Raw genomic sequence first — 18,316 nt, 5'->3', positions numbered from 1 at the left:
AGACCCCTTCACCAGGTGTAGGCGAAGCGGGAAGTGTTCGAATGAGAACCCTTCCCCGCCACGCGAAAAGGTGCTCTGCTGCCCGCGTCATGGCCTTCGATCCCTACGACTACGACGAGGACGACGCCCCGAAGGCGCCGACCCGGAGCCGGAAGTTCAACGACTTCGACTGCCCGAGCTGCAGCGCGAACAACCCGCGCGACGAGAAGTTCGGGGATGGCGACGAGGTCATGTGCTTCTACTGCGGCACCGACTACCGCGCGCGCGTCACCGACGAAGGCCGCCTCCTCCTGAAAGAACTCTGAGGCTCCTCCCCCGCCGCCGCGTTTTGCCGGCGGACATGCGATCCCCATGAAGTCTCTCGCTCGCTCCTCCGCGATCCCGCTGATCGGGATCCTCACGGGCTGCGCCGGCACCGGCAAGGCGCCCGATCCGCGGCTCTCCGCTGCACCGGCGGATCGCAGGCTCGTCGTGTTGCACGCCTCGGATCTCGAGGGTGAGCTCGTCGGCAACGGGGAGAGCGGCGGGATCGCGCGCTTCGTGGCGGTGGTGGAGGCGCTGCGGCGCTCGGCGGAGGTGCCCACGATCACGGTCGCCGCCGGCGATACCTTCATGCCGGCGCCCGCGCTGCAGGTGGAGCTCGACGGGGCCAACGCCGTCTCCGCAGCGAACGCGCTGGTCGGCCTCGAGGCGAGCGCCCTCGGCAACCACGAGTTCGACAAGGGCGAGGACTTCCTCGCGGAGCGGATCCGGGCCGCGGGCTTTCCCTATCTCACCGCCACCGTCGACTTCGAGGGCGGGAGCCTCGACGCCATCGACGTGGAGAACGAGGCGATCGCCGGCAACACGCCCTGGCTGGCGGAGCATCCCGGCCGCATCCTGCCGCGGGGGCTGCTCTGCGCCGGGGGCACGCTGGAGCGGGGCGAGAGCGGCGGCCTGCGTTGCACCGGGCTCACCGTCGGCGTGATCGGCGCCACCACCGAGACGCTGCGCACCATCTCGAGCACCTCGGTGACGGTGGGCCTGCCGGCGGACTTCGCCGCGCTCCGGCGCCGGGTGCAGGAGCAGGCCGACGCCCTCGCCGCCGAGGGCGTCGACATCGTGGTGCTGCTCTCCCATCTGCAGGACGTGCGGCGGGAGATCGCCCTGGTCGACGAGGGGCTCACCGGCGTGGACGTCGTCGTCTCCGGCGGCGGGGACGATCGCCTCGCCGACCCGGACGACCGGCTCCTCGGCGCGGACGAGCCCCACGCGCTCTGTGCCGAAGCCCGGCCCTGCTACCCGCTGATCCGAACCGCAGCGGACGGCAGGCCCGTCGCGGTGGTCGCCACCGACGGGCAGCTCCGCTACGTGGGCAAGCTCGGACTGCGCTTCGACGCCGCTGGCGTCATCGCCGGCATCGACGCGGACGCGGGACCGGTGCCGGTGGACGATCGCTCCGTGGCCGCGCTCGGCACGGGGCCCGATCCCGCTGCTGCAGCGCTGGAGGCACGGGTCCGCGGGGCGCTGGACGAGGCGCGCACGACGCTGGCGCAGAGCCGCGACTTCCTCGACGGCGAGCGGGAGTCGGTGCGCAACCGCGAGACCAACCTCGGCAACCTCGCCGCCGACTCGATGGCGTGGGCGGCGGGACGGCCCGCTGCTTTCGCGCTGCGCAACGGCGGCGGCATCCGCGCTTCGATCGGCCGGATCGATGGCGACGGCGAGCGCACGGGCGGCGCGATCACCCGTCTCGACCTCCGCGAGGCCTTCCGCTTCGACAACGAGATCGTGCTCGTCACCGCGCCCCACCGGGTGCTGGTGGAGACCCTCGAGTCGGCGCTGCGCGGCGCCGGCACCGGCCGCGGCCATTTCCCGCAGGTGAGCGAGGGGGTGGAGCTCGTCTACGATCCGGCGGCGCCCGAGCAGGTGCAGACGATCGTGGACGGCGAGGTGGTCGGGGTCGAGCAGCCGGGCCGCAGGATCCGGCGCCTCGTCGTCCCCGAGCCCGCCGGGGGCAGGCGCGTGGTGGTGGAGGCGGGCCGGGTCCTCGAGCCCGAGCGGCCGATCTCCTTCGCCACGCTCTCCTATCTCGCCCGCGGCGGCGACGGCTGGTTCCCCGGCGCCGCGGACGCCATCGAGATCCGCCCGCTGGGCGTGCACGAGCAGCAGGCGCTGGCGGACTTCCTGGCCGATCGCGCCGCTTCCGGGAGCTGGAACGAGGGCGCCGCCTACGCCGACTTCGACGCGGCGGAAGCAAAGCGCATCCTCCGCCGTCAGTAGCGCAGCCGCAGCGCGAAGTTGGTGACCCAGCCGTCGGAGGGCAGCACCGGACCTATCTGGATCGGGTAGCCGAAGAGCAGCCGCAGGGCGAGGGGACCAGCGAGGAAGTCGGTTCCCGCCAGCAGGTTGAGGGTGCGCACGTCCCAGAGCTCGTCGGTGTCGTCGGTGACACCGCCGAAGTCGACGCCGCCCACCGCCCGCAGGCCTTCGAAGAGCGCCACCCGGATCAGCCAGTCGAGGGGGAAGGTGAGCTCGGCGTTGGCGACGTAGAATTTGGTGCCGAGGAGCCGCTCGTCCGAGAAGTCGAAGCCGCGCAGGTTGTCGACGCTCGAGAGGTAGAACTGCCGGGAGAAGCGGCTGCCGAAGCCGACGCCGGCAGCGGCCCGGGTCCAGATCGTGGTCCTGCCGCCCAGGTAGAAGTAGTGCTGCAGGTCGGCCTCGGCGAAGCCGGTGAGCGCCTCGTCGGTGTCGAAGCGCTGCGGGAGCACGCCGGCGCCCAGGGTGCCGAGGAACGAGGTGCCGGCGATCGGTCCCACCCAGGGGTGGTAGCGGAGGGTGTCCTGCCCGTAGCTGACGGCGCCGGTCACCTGCGGCTCGCTGCCGCCGGTCAGCTCCTCCCACTCGCCTTCGCGGGTTCCGAGCTTGTCGGTGAAGCGGGAGCGGTCCACGCCCTCGACGGTGCCGGTGAGATCGATGCGCTGGTAGCGGTTGAAGGGCCAGGAGAGGCCGCCCACCACGCCGAATTGGCGCTCCAGGTAGAAGTCCGGATCGTTGATGAAGGCGGGCTCGTCGAAGGTGCGGTCGCGCTTGGGCTGGAAGGTGTGGAAGACGCCCGCGAGCCAGTTCAGCCGCTGCGATCGATCGAGGTAGACGACGCTGGCGTCGGTGAAGTCGAGGTCGCCGTAGACCGCGAGCTGGACCGCCACGATCTTGTCGCGGAGCAGATCCGAGAAGCTGAGGCCGCCCACCGCCACCGACTGCGTGCCCACCGCCACCGCGCCGATGTCGAGGGAGAAGTGCTCGAAGGGCTCGTAGTCCTGCGCGTCCTCCGGCAGGCCGAGGACGGGCAGCTTCCGCGGCGTCGCGTCGTAGCCCGGGGTGATCGCCGGGTGGGGCTGGATCTTGAGGAGCTCCGCTGGCGGCACCTTCGCCAGCCGGAAGCGGCCGCCGTGGACCATGATCCCGTAGACGCTGCCGCCGGGCCCCGGCGCGGGCCAGCGGATCTGGGTCGGCACGTCGGTGAGGCGGTAGGCGGTGCCGTCCTCCTCGACGCGATGGAGATCCCAGCGGCCCTCGCGATCCGAAGTGTAGAGCAGGCCCCCGGCGGTGGGCACCGGGGTCTCCTTGTCATAGGTGTCGGTGACGAGCGGCTTCATCTCGCCGCTCTCCGGATCGAGGAGGAAGAGGTTCGAGTCGCCGTCCGGCGTGGCGTCGCTCGCCAGGTAGATGCCCGCGTCCGCCCAGTAGAGCCCGCTCTCCGAGTAGACGTCGTCGGTGACCTGCCGAAGCTGGGAGAGATCGCTGCCTTCTGCCAGCGGGAGGACGAAGACGTTCTTGAAGCCGATGCGGCTGATCGCCGAGAAGGCGATGAAGCGACCGTCCGGCGAGAAGGTGGGATCGCCGGCCTCGAGGATGTCACGGTCGACCAGGTGGAAGCGCCGGTGGTCGTGGATCTTGAAGAGCTCCTTCGACCCCTCCGGCTGCCGCTCGATCCGCGCCACGGTGAGCACGTCGGCTGGGCCCGACCTGCCGATCCAGGCGATCCACTCGTTGCCCAGGGCGAAGGTCCGCCGCGAGATGATGTGGAGCGATTCGAGCCCGGGGCGCGAGTCGTTGACCACGTGCTGGCTCTTCCTGGGATCGTCGGCGTCGACGAGGTAGAGCGATCCGCGGCCGAGCTCCCGGTCGATGCCGCGGACGAGCAGCGTCTTGCCGTCCGGCGAGGAGGTGAGCGACTCCGGCTCGGTGGGGAGGCCGTCGACGATCTGCACCGCGGGGACGCGCGTCCTTGCGTCGGCGTAGGCGGGCAGGTAACGGCGCTTGAGCCACTCCTCGAACATCCGCTGGACGGTGGGCTCGTCGTAACCGGTGCCGAGCTTCACCAGCTCGGCGAAGCCCATCGCCTTGCCGCCGCCGGTGAAGGCGCCGGGGCCGCCCCCGGTCATCGCGTGGGCGTTGCGCAGCAGCCAGAGGATGAAGTCGCGGCCGAAGGTGTTGCCGAGGAAGGCGAGTCGGAGCTGGCCGAGCTTGTAGGTGTGAACGTAGCTCCTGGGGAAGTCGCTGTAGAAGGGGAAGATCATGTACCCCTCGAACGGCGACGCCTGGTAGAGCAGGTCCCGGGCCCAGGCCTCGGTCTCCGGATCGAGGCCGGGCAGGGTGGGGCCCGCTGCGCCTTCCGGCGATCCGGGGCCCGGCTTCGCGTCGGGATCGAGGCCGCCGTAGGTGGCGTATTCCGCGAGACCCTCGATGAACCAGAGCGGGAAGCCGCCGAGGGCGCTGGGCCGATCCGCCGCTTCCGAATAGGACTTCACCGCCTGGATGGTGAATTCGTGCACGAGCTCGTGGGTCGAGGTGTGCCGGTACTGCTCGAAATCGCCGAAGAAGGGCAGGGCGAGGGTGAGGTCCGCCGGGCTGGTGGCGCCGAGCACGCCTTCGCTGATCGGGAATACGTTGGTCGCCTGGAATTCGAGGTGGGTGCCGTAGAGGATGTAGGGGATCTCGCGCTCCGGCACGTATTCGAAGGCCCGGGCGAGGCGCATGTACTGCTCGCGGATCAGCGCTGCCGCCACCTCCGCCGCCGGCGTCACCGACTCGTAGTAGTAGAGGCGCACGCCCGCGCCGGGCAGCTGCGGCAGCAGCACTTCCTTGAAGTCGAAGCCGTACCAGCGGACCTGGTTCTGCCCGGCGCGGCGGGGGACGACGTAGACCTCTTCGAGCCCTTCCGGCGCGAGGAGCGGCGGCAGCTGGAAGCCGGGGGTCCGCGGACCACCGGTCGAGCGCGCGCCGAAGGGGAGCGACCCCGCGGCGGAAGGCAGCGGTGCGCCCAGCAGGGCGAGGAAGAGCAGCGGTAGGAAGATGCGTCGCACGGGAGCCTTGCCGATGGGCGCGTCCAGTCCTGTCGGAACGTGCCGGTTCAGCAGACGGTAGGGCCCTGCCCCCCATGCGGCAACCTGCCCCGGGCACGTGGGCCGGGCGGGGACGTCGTCTCGTGCACACCGGCGCACGGGGAGCGGCAGCGCTCCTGGGGCCCTCGTGCTGCGACTGCGTTAACGAGGCGGGCGGGCGCCGAAGATCGCGGTGCCGACGCGCACCAGGGTGGCGCCTTCCTCGATCGCCACGGGGTAGTCGTGGCTCATGCCCATCGAGAGATCGCCGCCGGGGAGGTGGCGGTCGCGCAGGGTGCGCAGCACCGCGAACCAGCGCCGGTTCTCCTCGGGATCGTCCACGTCGGGCGGGATGCACATCAGGCCCTGGAGCTGCAGCCCCTCCACCGCCCGCAGCTCGCCGAGCCGGGCCTCCAGCTCGCCGGGGAGGACGCCGCTCTTCTGCGCCTCGCCGGCGACGTTCACCTCGACCAGGCAGGCCACCGGCCCGCCGGCGCGCTTCACCAGCTCCCTGGCGAGCTCGGGGCGATCGAGGGTGTGGACGAGCGCCTTGCCGGCGACGTACTTCGCCTTGTTGGTCTGCAGGTGGCCGATCGCGTGCCAGCGGATCCCGGGGAGATCCTCCAGCTCGCGGATCTTGTCGCGGAGCTCCTGCGCGTAGTTCTCGCCGAAGTCCCGCTGCCCTGCAGCCCAGGCTTCGCGGATCGCCGCGACGGGGTGGGTCTTGGAGACGGCGACGAGTCGCACCGCGGCGCGATCGCGCCTCGCTCGCGTGCAGGCTGCGGCGATCGCAGCCTCGACCGCTGCGAGGTTCGCGGCGATGGTGCTCATCGCTGCGCCCACTGCGGCAGGAAGCCCGCGCGCCGCAGCGCCGCCAGCGTCTCTGCCAGGGGCAGCCCCACCACGTTGGAGTAGGAGCCGTAGATCGCCTCGACGAAGGCGCCGCCCCTGCCCTGGATCGCGTAGGCCCCCGCCTTGTCGAGGGGCTCGCCGGTGGAGACGTACCAGCGGATCTCCGCGGGCTCGAGGGCCCGGAAGCGGACCGCGGTGCGCACCGCGAAGCGCTCCTCGCCGGCGGAAGTGCGGAGGCAGACGCCGGTGATCACCTCGTGGGTGTTGCCGGCCAGGGAGCGGAGCATCTCCTCCGCCTCGGCGGGCCCCCCGGGCTTGCCGAGGATCGCGGGACCGAGGACCACCGCGGTATCCGCTGCGAGGACCAGCGCGCCGGGAAGCTGCGTCGCCACGACGGCGGCCTTCTCCGCTGCCACCCGCTGGGTGAAGGCGGCGGGCGTCTCGCCCGGCTCCACCAGCTCCGGGACGTCGGAGATGCACACATCGAACGACAACCCCTGCCCGGCGAGGAGCTCGCGGCGGCGGGGCGATGCGGAAGCAAGTACGAGAGTGGGGCGCACTTCGGTGTATCCTGCGGATGAGCCCGGTCCGCTGCAGCGGTGGGCAGCACCGCCGGATGGGCCGGCGGGCACCGTAGCCGAGGCAGGGCGATCATGGAAGCACAGGAGCTCCTCAAAGAGCTCAAGCGCACCATCGACGAGCTGCGTGCGTTCAACGAGATCGGCAAGGTGCTGACCTCGACCCTCGACATCCACGAAGTGCTCGGCCTGATCATGGAACAGGTGAGCGCGGTGCTGCAGCCTGCGAACTGGTCGCTGCTGCTGGTGGACGAGGAGAAGGGCGAGCTGGTCTTCGAGGTCGCCGTCGGCCCCAGCGCCGCGACGCTCAAGGGGCTGCGCATCCGCATCGACGAGGGGATCGCCGGCTGGGTGGCGCGGGAGGGGCGGACGCTGCTCGTCCCCGACGTCTCCTCCGATCGCCGCTTCTCCGCCCGCTTCGACGAGGCGACCCGCTTCACCACCCAGTCGATCGTCGCGGTGCCGATGCGCTCCCGCGGCAGGACCCTCGGCGTGATCGAGCTGGTGAACGGCCGCGATCAGCCGGCCTTCACCGAGAAGGACGCGCGGACCCTCGCCTCGATCGCGGATTACGCCGCCATCGCCATCGAGAACGCGCGCAACTTCCAGCGGGTGCAGGAGCTCACCGTCCTCGACGAGCACACCGGCCTCTACAACGCGCGGCATCTGCAGCGGGTGCTGGAGCAGGAGGTCACCCGCAGCAAGCGCTTCGGCCACCCCTTGAGCCTGATCTTCTTCGACCTCGACCGCTTCAAGTCGATCAACGACACCCATGGCCACCAGGCCGGGTCGGCGATCCTCCGCGAATGCGGGCAGGTGATGCTCTCGGCGCTGCGCTCGGTGGACGTGGGGATCCGCTACGGCGGCGACGAGTTCGTCTGCGTCCTGCCGGAGACGAGCAAGGCGCAGGCGCTGCAGATGGCGGGGAAGCTCCGCGAGGCCCTCGTCGGCCACCGCTTCCTGCAGGACCGTGGCCTCGGGCTGCAGGTCACCGCCTCCTTCGGCGTGGCCACCTGGCCCGACGACGCGGACAACGCCGAGGACCTGATGAAGCGGAGCGATCTGGCGATGTACCGGGTGAAGCAGACCACCCGCGACGCCATCTCCGCTGCCTGAAACGATCGCGCGGAAACGAAGAAGGGGAGGGGGCCTCGCGGCCCACCTCCCCTTCGTTTTGCCGCCCGGCTTCCACCGGGCGGCACGTTCGTGCTGCCGATCAGCCCTGCGCGGGTGCTGCGGCGAAGAGGCTCGGGTTCTTCTCGACCTTCGCCTTCTCGCGGAGCTTCGTGGTGAAGTCCTGCACGAGAGTGGCTTCCTTGCGGGCCACGACGCGCTGCCGGTAGTCCTGCGCCTTCGTCTCGAAGGCCTCCATGTCCGGCTTGACCCGGTCGGCGACGACGGCGACCACGAAGGCGTCGCTGACGTCGAAGACCTGCGGCAGGACCGCGCCCTCGTCGGCGTCCTGCACGGCCTTGGCGAGGTCGGCGCTCACGCCGACGCGGGGCACGTACTCGGACTCGACGCTGAACAGCTCGGTGGTCTCGGCGACGGCGAGCTGGTCCTTGTCCACCGGCATCGGCTGGCCGGGGGCGTGGCCGTGGCCGTCGTCCTCGCTGTGGGCAGCGGGGAAGAGGTCCTGCAGGCTCTTGCCGGCCTGGACCTGGGCGAGGACCTCCTGCGCCTTCTTCTCGGCCATTTCGCGGGCCTTGCGCTTGCGCAGCATCTCCTGCGCGAGCTGGTCCTGGACCTCTTCGAGCTGCTGCTCCTTCGGCGCGGTGATGTCGTTCACCTTGATCAGGTGGAAGCCGAAGCGGGTGCGGACGAGGTCGCTCATCTGGCCCTTCTCGAGCGCCATCGCCGCCTCTTCGAAGGGCTTGGCCATGGTGCCGGGGCCGAAGAAGCCCAGGTCGCCGCCCTTCTCCTTCGAACCGGGGTCCTCGGAGATCTGCCTGGCGATCTCGCCGAAGTCGGCGCCGCCCTCGACCTGCTTCTTCGCCTCTTCGAGCTTCGCCTTCGCCGCCGCGACGTCGGCCTCGGGAGCGTCCTCGGCGACCTTCACGAGAATGTGCTGCGCCTGGACGCGCTTGGGCTGCTTGAAGCGGAAGCTCTTGGCCCGGTACTCGGTCTCCACCGCCTTCTTGCCCTCGTCGGTGGCGAGGAAGGCCTTCACCTCTTCGTCGGTGGCCTTCGACTTGTCGAAGAAGGCGGGAGCGGCGAAGCGCACCACCGTCAGGGACGCCTTGTCGTTGTCCTTGCGGTACTCCTCGCGGATCTCCTCGTCGGTGGCCTTGGCCGCCTGGCGGATCTGCTGGACCATCTTCTCGCGGAGGAGGTCGGCGCGGACCTCTTCCTCGAACTTCGCGGGGGTCATGCCCACGGAGTTGGCGAGGACGATCTTGTAGGTCGCGAAGTCGAACTGGCCGTCCTTCTGGAAGGCCGGGATCTCGCGGATCGCCTTGGTGACGTCGGCGTCGGCGACGGCGATGCCGCTCGCCTCGGCGGCCTCGACCAGGAGGCGCCGCTCGACCAGACGGTCGATGACGTTCTCCTTCAGACCGAGCTGCTCGGCCATCTTCTCGTCGAACTGGCCACCCATCTGCTGCTGGTAGGCAGCCAACATGGAGTTGTAGGCGGTCTGGAACTCGCGGACCGAGATCTCCTCGCCGTTCACCTTCGCGGCGTAGGAGGCGTCCGAGACCTCACCGTCGCCCATGGTGGTGAAGCCGGCGCTTCCCTGGCCGAAATAGGCGACGAAGACGACGATGATGGCACCGAAGATGATGTAGGTGCCGATGGAGCGGGAGTTTTCCCGAAGCTTGTCGAGCATGCTTCCTGCCTGTGCCGGACGCGGGTCCGTAGAGGGTTCTGGCACGGTGAAAGGGTTGACACCCTATGGAAATTTCTGGCTTAATGCAAGGCATCCAACGCGAGGATCCCCCACCTTGCTTGCTTTCTTTCAGCGGTACCGCGAGCTGCTGCTCGTTGCTGCGCTGCTCGTTCTACCAGCCGGTACGTACGTAGCGAACGCCAAGCAGGGCCGCGATCTTTCGGCGCTCGACAAGTTCTGCCTGGCGCTCTCCGCTCCGGTCTCCCGTGTGGTCGACGGCGTGCTCGGTGGCGCGACCGCCCTGTGGAGCGACTACGTGGCGCTCCGCGGCGTGCACGAGGAGAACGAGCGCCTCCGCCAGGAGGTCGCCGACCTCCGGTCCGCGCTGAACGAGGGCCGGGAGGCGGAGCTGGAGAACCAGCGGCTCCACGACCTCCTGGGCTTTGCCCGCGGGGATACGGGCAGGCTCCTCGCCGCGCCGGTGATCGGCGTCTCGCCCACCCACCGGCGCACCATCACCATCTCCAAGGGCGCCTTCGCCGGCATCGCCGAGGGGATGGCCGTGGTCACCAGCGAGGGCGTGGTCGGCAAGGTGGTCGCCACCTACGGCGACACCGCCGAGGTGCAGCTCCTCGTCGACGCGGCCTCCGCCGTCGCCGCCCGCGTGCAGCGGAGCAGGGCCCGGGTCACCGTTCGGGGGAACGGCTCCGAGGGCGCCCTCCAGCTCGCCAACGCGCTCCGCACCGACGACATCGAGGAGGGCGATCTGCTCGTGACCTCCGGCACCGACCGCGTCTTCCCCAAGGGGCTGATCGTCGGCAGGATCGGGCGGATCGATCGGAAGCCCTACGGGATGTACCAGGAGGGCGAGGTCCTGCCCGCCGTCGACGTCTCCGGCCTCGAGGAGGTCCTCGTGGTGGTGGAGGCCGGCGTGCCCGCGGTGGAAGAGCTGCCCAACGCCTTCCTCGAAGAGGCCGGGCCGCTGCCCGTGGTGCCGGGAACGCCGTGAACCTGCTCGCCCACTTCATCGCGCGGCTCCGCCGCGAGCGGGGCAACCAGCGGATCGAGCGGCAGGCGCGGCGCGCCATCCTGGGCAGCATCGCCCTCGGCGACCGCAGGCGCGAACCCACGCGGCTCTGGCGCGCGCTCCTCTGGCCGCTCCTCGCCCTGGCGCTCTACCAGGTCGAGGCCGGGATGCTCGCCCACTTCGGCCCGGAAGTGGCGCGGGTGGAGGTCGCGGTTCTCTTCGTCACCTTCTTCGCGCTGCAGCTCGGCGCGATCGAGGGGGCGGTCGCCGCCTACCTCGTCGGCTACGTCGCCGACCTCTTCGTGCAGGGGCCGCCGGGGCTCTGCCGCTTCGTCGCGGTGGCGGTCTGGACGCTGGTGCGGGTCGGTTCCGCCCGGGTCGGGATGCCGGGCTGGCTCTCGATCCTGGTCTGGACCCTCGGCGCTGCGGCTGCCTGGCAGGCCGGGGTGCTGGGAGGCCTGGCCCTGGTCGCAGGGGAAGGGAACGGTCCCGGGACGATCGCCTGGCTCTCGGTTGTTCCGCAGGCAATTCTCACCGCGCTCTTCGCGCTCCCGCTCCACGCGGGCCTGGGCAGGCTGGACCGCTTCAGCACCAGGGGTGAGCCGGCCCGTTGATCGTCCACCCTCGCTGCGGAAACGACCCCAACCCATGAAGCTGGCCGATCGGGCGAGGGAAGGACAGGAGCTGCGCGGGCGGATCGCCTGGATCGGGTTCGCCTTCGCGATCGGCTTCCTCATCCTCGCGGGCAGGCTCTGGCACCTGCAGATCCGCAAGGGCGAGGAGTACTTCGCCAAGAGCGAAGGCAACTTCATCAAGGAGCTGCGCGTTCCCGCCGACCGCGGGATGATCCTCGATCGAAAGGGCGAGATCCTCGTCGACAACCGGCCGAGCTACGACGTGCACCTCACCCCGGCGTTCTGCCAGGACTGCGACGAGGTGATCGGTACGCTCGCCGGTCTACTCTCCCTCGAAGCTGAGGATCTGCAGCGGGTCACCGAGGGCGTGGCGAAGGCCCGCGGTCTCTCCAGCTTCCAGCCGCTGCTGGTGCGCCTCGATCTCACCAGGGACGAGCTCGACGTGCTCGAGGCCTGGCGCGATCGGCTTCCCGGCGTGGACATCCTGCCGGCGCCTCACCGCAACTACCGCAACGGCCACCTCACCGCCCACGTCCTCGGCTACCTGAGCGAGATCGGTCCCGAGGAACTGGAGAAGTCGAAGGCGGAAGGGCGGGCCTACCGGCCTGGCGATTACGTCGGCAGGCGCGGGGTGGAGAAGCGCTACGAGACCTACCTCCGCGGCAGGGACGGCGTGGAGCGCGTGGTCGCCGACGCCAAGGGGCGCAAGCTGCCCCACCTGCAGGGGCTCATCCCCGAGGGCGAGCGCTACGTGGCGAGCGAACCCGGCGACAACGTCGTCCTCTCCATCGACGCCAGGCTGCAGCGCGCAGCGGAGGAGGCCTTCGACGGAGAGGCCGGCGCGGCGGTGGTGGTCGACGTGCACACCGGCTACGTCCTCGCCGCGGTCTCCAAGCCCGCCTACGATCCCAACGTGATGACCGGCAGGATCAGCCGCGAGGAGCTCAAGAAGATCACCGACGATCCCCTCGAGCCGATGCTCTTCCGCCTCACCCAGAACCACTTCCACCCGGGTTCGGTCTGGAAGGTGGTCACCCAGCTCGCTGCGCTGAAGGAGGGCTTCGACGGCCACGTCTTCTGCGGCGGCGGCTACACCTTCGGCAGGCGGCGGTGGCGCTGCCACAAGGCGAGCGGCCACGGCCACGTCGGTCCCGAGAAGGCGATGCAGACCTCCTGCGACACGTGGTTCTACGCAGCGGCGGATCGGATCGGGATCGAGCCGCTGGCCGACATGGCGCGGCACTTCGGCTTCGGCAGCGTCACCGGCCTCGACCTCGGCTTCGAGGTGCCGGGCGTGGTGCCGGACGTCGCCTACCACGATCGTTTCCCCGGCGGGTACCAGCGCGGCTTCGCGCTCAACGCGGTGATCGGGCAGGGCGACGTGAACTCGACGCCGCTGCAGGTGGCCATGGCCTATGCCGCCATCGCCAACGGGGGCACCGTCTACAAGCCGCGGGTGGTCCGACGCATCGTGCGGCCCGACGGCACCCTGGTGCAGGATTTCCTCCCCGAGGCGAAGGACAAGCTGGGGATCGCGCCGGAAGCGATGAAGGTCGTGCGCGAGGGGCTGGAGATGGTGGTGCAGGCGCCGGGGGGCACCGCCTACTCCAAGCGCCTCGCCAACATCCCCGTGGCGGGAAAGACCGGCACCGCGCAGGTGGTGCGGATCGGCTCGGTGCGCCTGAAGAAGGAGCAGATGGACTTCTTCAGCCGCGACCACGCCTGGTTCGCCGCCTACGCGCCGGTGGAAGATCCCCAGATCGCCGTGGTGGTGCTCAACGAGCATGGGGGCCACGGCGGCTCCGACGCGGCGCCGATCGCGATGCGGATCATCGAACGCTACTTCGAGCTCCTCGAGGCGGACCGTGGACCCACCAGCACCGAGCCGCCGGCGGAGACGCCTGCTCCGGTGCGGCTCGAGAGCCCGGGGCTGGGGCCCGCCTTGCCGCAGGGCCACGAATCGGTGGGGGCGAGGGCGGGATGAACCTGACCGGAGCGGGATACGGCGCCGAGCGGCGCCTGTGGCGCAACCTGCCGTGGGGCATGCTCGCCTTCGCCGCGGCGATCGCGCTCGTCTCGGTGATCAACCTGGCCTCCGCCTCCCGCGCGCACCACGCGCCGGTGTGGATCAACCAGGTGGTCTGGTTCTCGCTCGGGATCGGCGGCTGCATCCTCGGCCTGGCGGTGGACTACCGGATCCTCCACCGGCTCGCCTGGCCGATCTACGGCGTGGTGCTGCTGCTCCTCGTGGCGGTGGAGCTCAAGGGCGCGACGATCATGGGCGCGCAGCGCTGGCTGGTGGTGGGGCCGCTCCGGCTCCAGCCTTCGGAGCTCGCCAAGCTCTCCACCATGTTCGTGCTGGCGCGCTACTACCACGAGGAAGGGGAGCAGCCCGGGGGCTATGCGCTCGCCGAACTCTGGCGACCGGGGCTGATCATCGCCGCCCCCTACGTGCTCATCCTCCACCAGCCCGACCTCGGCACCGCGTCGATGATGGCCTTCGTGGCGGGCACGCTGGTGCTCGCTGCCCGGGTCCGCTGGAAGGCGATCGCCACCCTGGGCGTCAGCGGCGTCGCCGTCGCCATCGCCGGCTGGTTCTTCGTGCTCAAGGAGTACCAGAAGAAGCGGGTGATGACGTTGATCGACCCCGAGGCCGACGTCCTCGGCTCCGGCTACCACGCGCACCAGTCGATGATCGCGGTGGGCTCGGGGCAGTGGAGCGGCAAGGGCTGGGCGCAGGGCACCCAGACCCAGCTCTCCTTCCTGCCGGAGCAGCACACCGACTTCGTCTTCTCCGTCTTCGCGGAGGAGTGGGGGCTGCGCGGCGCCCTGGTGCTGCTCGGCCTCTTCTTCTGCTTCTGCGTGGCGGGCCTGCGGGTGGCGGCGACCGCACGGGACCGGCACGGCTCCTTCCTTGCGATCGGCTGCACCGCCCTGGTCTTCTGGCACGTCTTCATCAACATCGGGATGGTCTGCGGAATCCTCCCGGTGGTGGGTGTGACCCTCCCGCTGATGAGCTACGGCGGATCCTCCGCCCTCACCGTGATGGCCTGCATCGGCCTCCTCGCCAACGTCGCCTCCCGGCGGTACGGCTACTGACGCCGGTTGTTGCGTCTTGCGCGTGGGGCTGGTACCTCGCGCAAGCCTTGCGCTTCGTCTTTGCGCAGGATCGGCGCGTCCCGGTGGTTGGGGGAGGGCGCGCCGCTTGCAACCGAAGGCCCCCATGACCGAGACCACGATGCACCTCCCGCCCGCCACCTCCACCGCCGACCGTGGCACCGGCCCCCTGGGCTGGCTGGCGGCGATCTGGGGCGTCGGCGGCGTGGTGCTCCTCCTCGGGAACGCCGTGGCGCGGCTGGCGCCGATGGCGGTGGAGGCGATCCGCGGGCCCCTCGGCTTCCTCGAGTGGGGAAGCCTGGTGGCCTGCGTGGCCTTCATGGGCTTCTTCGAGGGCTACCGGGGCTTCCAGCTGGGGTTCTCTCCCCGGGTGGTCTCGCGCGCCGTTCATCTGGCGCGGCAGCCGCGGCCTGCCCTGGTGCTCCTCGCGCCGCTCTTCTGCATGGGGCTGGTCCACGCCTCCCGGAAGCGGCTCACCGTGAGCTGGATCCTCACCGCGGGGATCGTCGGCCTGGTGATCGCGGTGCGGCAGGTGCCGCAGCCGTGGCGCGGCATCCTCGACGCCGGCGTGGTGGTGGGGCTCTCCTGGGGGATCGTGGCGATCCTCGCGTTCGGGCTGCGGGCCCTCGCCGGCAGGCCGCCGGCGATGCAGGTGGAGTTGCCCCGGCGGTAGGAACGAAAAGAGGCACGCCACCCGGGCATGCCTCCTCGCGTCTGCCTGCAGCTGCTGCTCAGACCGCCTTGTTGAGCGCGTCCACCAGCTTCGACTTCGGGACCGCGCCGATCACCTGATCGACGACCTGGCCACCCTTGAAGACGAGGAGCGTGGGGATGGAGCGGATGCCGTAGCGGCCGGCGACCATCTGGTTCTCGTCGACGTTCAGCTTGCCGACCCTGGCCTTGCCCTTGAACTCCTTGGCCACCTCTTCGACCGCCGGTGCGATCGCGCGGCAGGGACCGCACCACACCGCCCAGAAATCGACGAGCACGGGCTCGCTGCTCTGGAGCACCTCGTTGTCGAAGTTGCCGTCGGTCAAGGTGATCACGTCGCCAGCCATGTCTCTTCCTCCTCGAGGGAATTGTGTCGCACCCTTGGATGCAGCAGGCACCGCGAACGATTCGCACGCTTTCGCGGGAGGCCCTCGGCTCCCTGTGGTGCGGGCAGGCATAAGCCACCGCACCGGGGGTTTCAAGGAGGTTTCGTTGCCGCCGCTCGGCCTCCTTTGCTAGGTTGCGCGCCATGCAGGGCCTGCTCTTCGTGCCGCAGCCGGTATTGGACGCCTGGCTCGAGGCGGGGCAGGCCGACGTCACCGCCGAGGGACTCCACCTCGGCGAAGGTCGGCCGCTCGCCCTTGCGCCAGCGGTGCGCCTCCTCGAGATGCTCGAGGGAGCGGACGACGCCGGCCTGCTCGGCAAGGTGAAGAGCGAGGCCTCGCTCCGGGTGCTGGGCGGAGAGCCCTGCGGCGATTCGCTCCTCCTCGGCGAGGTGGTCTACGCGGTGGAACCCGGTTTCCTCGTGGCGCTCCCCCTTCCAGACGGAATGGGCACGGCTGCTGCAGAGGTTGGCCTCGACGTGGGGCGCAGCCCGTCTCGCGCAGATTTTGCTCCGGACGCAGGGCTTGCGCAGCACCCTGTGGGTCCTACCGGACGTCCGGGTCGTTGACGCGGCGCTCGTCTCCCACGGGCCCGGCAGGTAGAAGCAGGACGCGGCCCGCAGCCGCCACCAGGTGAACGTGAACGCAGCGATCCTCTTCCATCTCGGTCTGGCCGCCTACACCGCCTCCGCGGCGATGTACCTGGCCTACCTGGTCAAGCCCGCCGACCTGAGCGCGCGTTTCGGCGCCTGGGCGATGGGCGTCGGCTTCCTCTTCCACGGCGGCGCGGTCCTCGGGCGGGCGGTCGCCCTCTTCAGCGATCCGACCTTCCGCTTCGCCGAGGGGCTCTCGATCCTCGCCTTCTTCACCGTGGGCGCTGCGCTGCTGGTGGGGCGGATCTACAAGGTGCCGGTGATCGGCGCCTTCGTGGCCCCGCTGGTGGTGGCGGTGCTCGTCCCCGCCCACGCGCTCCCCGGCACCGAGGTGGCGGTGAGCGGCTCGATGCTCGGGGTGGTGATGCCGGTGCACATCGGCGTGGCCCTGGGCGGCATCTCGCTCTTCGCCCTCGGCTTCGGCGTGGCGCTGATGTACCTGCTGCTCGAGCGGGAGCTGAAGGCGAAGAAGCTGGGCACGATGTTCCGCCGGCTTCCGTCGCTGCAGCTCCTCGACTCCCTCAACTACAAGCTCGTGGTCTTCGGCTTCGTGCTCCTCTCGGTCACCATCGCCACCGGCGCGCTCTTCTCCCAGATGGAGCGGGGGCAGTTGGTGGAGTTCGGGCCGAAGCAGAGCTTTGCCTTGATCGCCTGGGGGCTCACCGCTGCGGTGGTGGCGCTCCGGCAGACGGTCGGCTGGCGCGGTCGCCGCGTCGCCATGGCCACCATGGTCGGGTTCGTGCTGATGACCTTCGCCTACGCGGGCATCTTCGTGGGGTCCCCGGTATGAGCAGGACCCCGTCGTTGGTGCTGGTGGGCCTCTCCCATCGGACCGCCCCGGTGGCCGTCCGCGAGAAGGTCGCCGTCACCGAGAGCGTGCTCCCCGAGGTGCTCGGGCAGCTCGCGGCGCTCCCCGGCGTCCACGAGGCGTTCGTGGTCTCCACCTGCAACCGCGTGGAGGTCTACGCCACCGCCGACGACGCGAAGGCGGTGGGGCCGGCGCTGCGCCGCTACCTCGCGACCAACGATCGCAAGGTGGACGACCATCTCTACGAGCACCACGACACCGAGGCGGTGCGCCACCTCTTCCGCGTCTGCTCCAGCCTCGATTCGATGGTCCTCGGCGAGCCGCAGATCCTCGGCCAGGTGAAGGACGCCTTCGCCGCAGCGGAGAGCGCCGGCACGGTGCAGGGGCTGCTGGCCCGTACGGCGAAGCGCGCCTTCGGGGTGGCCAAGCGGGTGCGGACCGAGACCGCCATCGGCAAGTCGGCGGTCTCGATGAGCTTCGCCGCGGTCGATCTCGCCAGGAAGATCCTCGGCAAGCTCGACGGCCACACGGTGCTGCTCGTCGGCGCCGGCAAGATGAGCGCCCTCGCCGCGCGGCATCTGCAGGGCGCCGGCTGCAGGGAGGTGCTGGTGGTCAACCGCTCCGCCGCACGGGCCGAGGCCCTGGCTGCGGAGATCGGCGGCAAGGCGCTCCCCTGGGAGACGCTGCCGCAGGCGCTGGTGCAGGCCGACGTGGTGGTCTGCTCCACCGCTGCGCCGCACGCGGTGATCACCACCGAGCTGGCGCAGGCTGCCCGCAAGGCGCGCAAGCACCGGCCGCTCTTCTTCGTCGACCTCGCCGTGCCCCGGGACGTGGACCCGAAGGTCAACGACCTCGACGGCATCTACGTCTACGACGTCGACGACCTCTCCGCCGTGGTGGAGGAGAATCGCAAGGCCCGCGAGGACGAGGCCCACCGCGCCGAGCGGATCGTCGCCGCGGAGGCGGAGGCCTTCGTCGCCGCCGCCCGCTCCGAGGCGGGGCCGGTGATCAAGGAGCTCCGCGCGCGGGCCGAGGCCTCGGCGAAGATCGAACTCGAGCGCACCTTCTCCCGGGGCGAGTGGACCGACGCGCAGAAGAAGAGCGTCGAGGCGATGGCCCGGGCCCTGGTGAACAAGATTCTCCACGAGCCGACGCAGCGGATCCGCGCCGCGGCCGATCGGGACGACGGCAGGATCCTCGAGGCGGTCTCCGAGCTTTTCGGCTTGTCGCAGGAGACGGAGGCGGGCAACGTCGCCGGCGAGAAGAGCGCGCCGCCGGTGGCTGCGGCGCCGCGCGCCGAGGTGACGCCGATCCGGTCCGCGCCGGAAGACGTGCCCACCGAGAGGACGGGAACCTGAC

Annotated in this window: 16 protein-coding genes; 11 read left to right on the top strand and 5 right to left on the bottom strand. The window is 70.5% G+C overall.

Annotated features, from left to right (window positions below):
* The first annotated feature begins 41 nt into the window (after window positions 1-41).
* Together ACESMR_RS16860 and ACESMR_RS16855 are read left to right on the top strand one after the other, a co-directional pair.
* On the top strand, window positions 42-305 hold the full coding sequence (locus tag ACESMR_RS16860; protein ID WP_373048271.1) for a hypothetical protein: 264 nt from the start codon (window positions 42-44) through the stop codon (window positions 303-305).
* A 46-nt stretch (window positions 306-351) separates the two neighbouring features.
* Window positions 352-2,262, top strand: coding sequence for a bifunctional metallophosphatase/5'-nucleotidase (locus ACESMR_RS16855; RefSeq protein ID WP_373048270.1), 1,911 nt, complete (start codon window positions 352-354; stop codon window positions 2,260-2,262).
* Here ACESMR_RS16855 and ACESMR_RS16850 read toward each other — a convergent pair.
* From ACESMR_RS16850 to ACESMR_RS16840, 3 genes are all read right to left on the bottom strand, one after another.
* Window positions 2,256-5,348, bottom strand: a complete 3,093-nt coding sequence (locus tag ACESMR_RS16850) for a hypothetical protein (RefSeq protein WP_373048269.1) — start codon at window positions 5,346-5,348, stop codon at window positions 2,256-2,258. The genes ACESMR_RS16855 and ACESMR_RS16850 overlap by 7 nt on opposite strands.
* Window positions 5,349-5,528: 180 nt before the next feature.
* Window positions 5,529-6,197, bottom strand: coding sequence for a YggS family pyridoxal phosphate-dependent enzyme (locus ACESMR_RS16845; protein ID WP_373048268.1), 669 nt, complete (start codon window positions 6,195-6,197; stop codon window positions 5,529-5,531).
* Entirely contained in the window at window positions 6,194-6,778 is a 585-nt protein-coding gene (locus ACESMR_RS16840; RefSeq protein WP_373048267.1) for a Maf family protein, read from the bottom strand. The genes ACESMR_RS16845 and ACESMR_RS16840 overlap by 4 nt, the downstream gene beginning before the upstream one ends.
* A 93-nt stretch (window positions 6,779-6,871) precedes the next feature.
* Between ACESMR_RS16840 and ACESMR_RS16835 the strand changes: the two genes are divergently transcribed.
* Window positions 6,872-7,912, top strand: coding sequence for a GGDEF domain-containing protein (locus tag ACESMR_RS16835; protein WP_373048266.1), 1,041 nt, complete (start codon window positions 6,872-6,874; stop codon window positions 7,910-7,912).
* Window positions 7,913-8,012: 100 nt separating this feature from the next.
* On the opposite strand, the gene ACESMR_RS16830 is transcribed toward ACESMR_RS16835, so the two are convergent.
* Window positions 8,013-9,623 carry a peptidylprolyl isomerase gene (locus ACESMR_RS16830; RefSeq protein ID WP_373048265.1) on the bottom strand — a complete coding sequence of 537 codons (1,611 nt, stop codon included), beginning with the start codon at window positions 9,621-9,623 and terminating at the stop codon, window positions 8,013-8,015.
* A gap of 115 nt (window positions 9,624-9,738) precedes the next feature.
* Here ACESMR_RS16830 and mreC point away from each other — a divergent pair, with 115 nt between their 5' ends.
* From mreC to ACESMR_RS16805, 5 genes are all read left to right on the top strand, one after another.
* Window positions 9,739-10,632, top strand: coding sequence for a rod shape-determining protein MreC (mreC, locus tag ACESMR_RS16825; RefSeq protein WP_373048264.1), 894 nt, complete (start codon window positions 9,739-9,741; stop codon window positions 10,630-10,632).
* Window positions 10,629-11,264, top strand: a complete 636-nt coding sequence (locus ACESMR_RS16820) for a hypothetical protein (protein ID WP_373048263.1) — start codon at window positions 10,629-10,631, stop codon at window positions 11,262-11,264. The genes mreC and ACESMR_RS16820 overlap by 4 nt, the downstream gene beginning before the upstream one ends.
* A gap of 34 nt (window positions 11,265-11,298) precedes the next feature.
* The gene (gene mrdA, locus ACESMR_RS16815; RefSeq protein WP_373048262.1) at window positions 11,299-13,269 is read left to right on the top strand and encodes a penicillin-binding protein 2; all 1,971 of its coding nucleotides are present in this window, start codon (window positions 11,299-11,301) and stop codon (window positions 13,267-13,269) included.
* Entirely contained in the window at window positions 13,266-14,384 is a 1,119-nt protein-coding gene (gene rodA, locus ACESMR_RS16810) for a rod shape-determining protein RodA (protein WP_373048261.1), read from the top strand. The genes mrdA and rodA overlap by 4 nt, the downstream gene beginning before the upstream one ends.
* A 124-nt stretch (window positions 14,385-14,508) precedes the next feature.
* Complete coding sequence (locus ACESMR_RS16805; protein ID WP_373048260.1) at window positions 14,509-15,075, top strand: hypothetical protein; 567 nt, start codon at window positions 14,509-14,511, stop codon at window positions 15,073-15,075.
* 58 nt (window positions 15,076-15,133) lie between these two features.
* Here the strand turns inward: ACESMR_RS16805 and trxA are convergent, their stop codons facing one another.
* Entirely contained in the window at window positions 15,134-15,460 is a 327-nt protein-coding gene (gene trxA, locus ACESMR_RS16800; protein WP_373048259.1) for a thioredoxin, read from the bottom strand.
* Window positions 15,461-15,642: 182 nt separating this feature from the next.
* Between trxA and ACESMR_RS16795 the strand changes: the two genes are divergently transcribed.
* The 3 genes from ACESMR_RS16795 (at window position 15,643) to hemA (ending at window position 18,315) form a co-directional block, all read left to right on the top strand.
* Entirely contained in the window at window positions 15,643-16,065 is a 423-nt protein-coding gene (locus tag ACESMR_RS16795) for a hypothetical protein (protein ID WP_373048258.1), read from the top strand.
* Window positions 16,066-16,135: 70 nt separating this feature from the next.
* On the top strand, window positions 16,136-16,939 hold the full coding sequence (locus tag ACESMR_RS16790; RefSeq protein WP_373048257.1) for an inner membrane protein YpjD: 804 nt from the start codon (window positions 16,136-16,138) through the stop codon (window positions 16,937-16,939).
* Window positions 16,936-18,315 carry a glutamyl-tRNA reductase gene (gene hemA / locus ACESMR_RS16785; RefSeq protein ID WP_373048256.1) on the top strand — a complete coding sequence of 460 codons (1,380 nt, stop codon included), beginning with the start codon at window positions 16,936-16,938 and terminating at the stop codon, window positions 18,313-18,315. Before ACESMR_RS16790 ends, hemA begins: the two co-directional genes overlap by 4 nt.
* Window position 18,316: the final 1 nt, after the last annotated feature.

Origin of the sequence: Vulgatibacter sp., assembly GCF_041687135.1 — a bacterium.
Lineage (GTDB): Bacteria > Myxococcota > Myxococcia > Myxococcales > Vulgatibacteraceae > JAWLCN01.
This window is presented reverse-complemented; position numbering and strand designations above follow the sequence as displayed.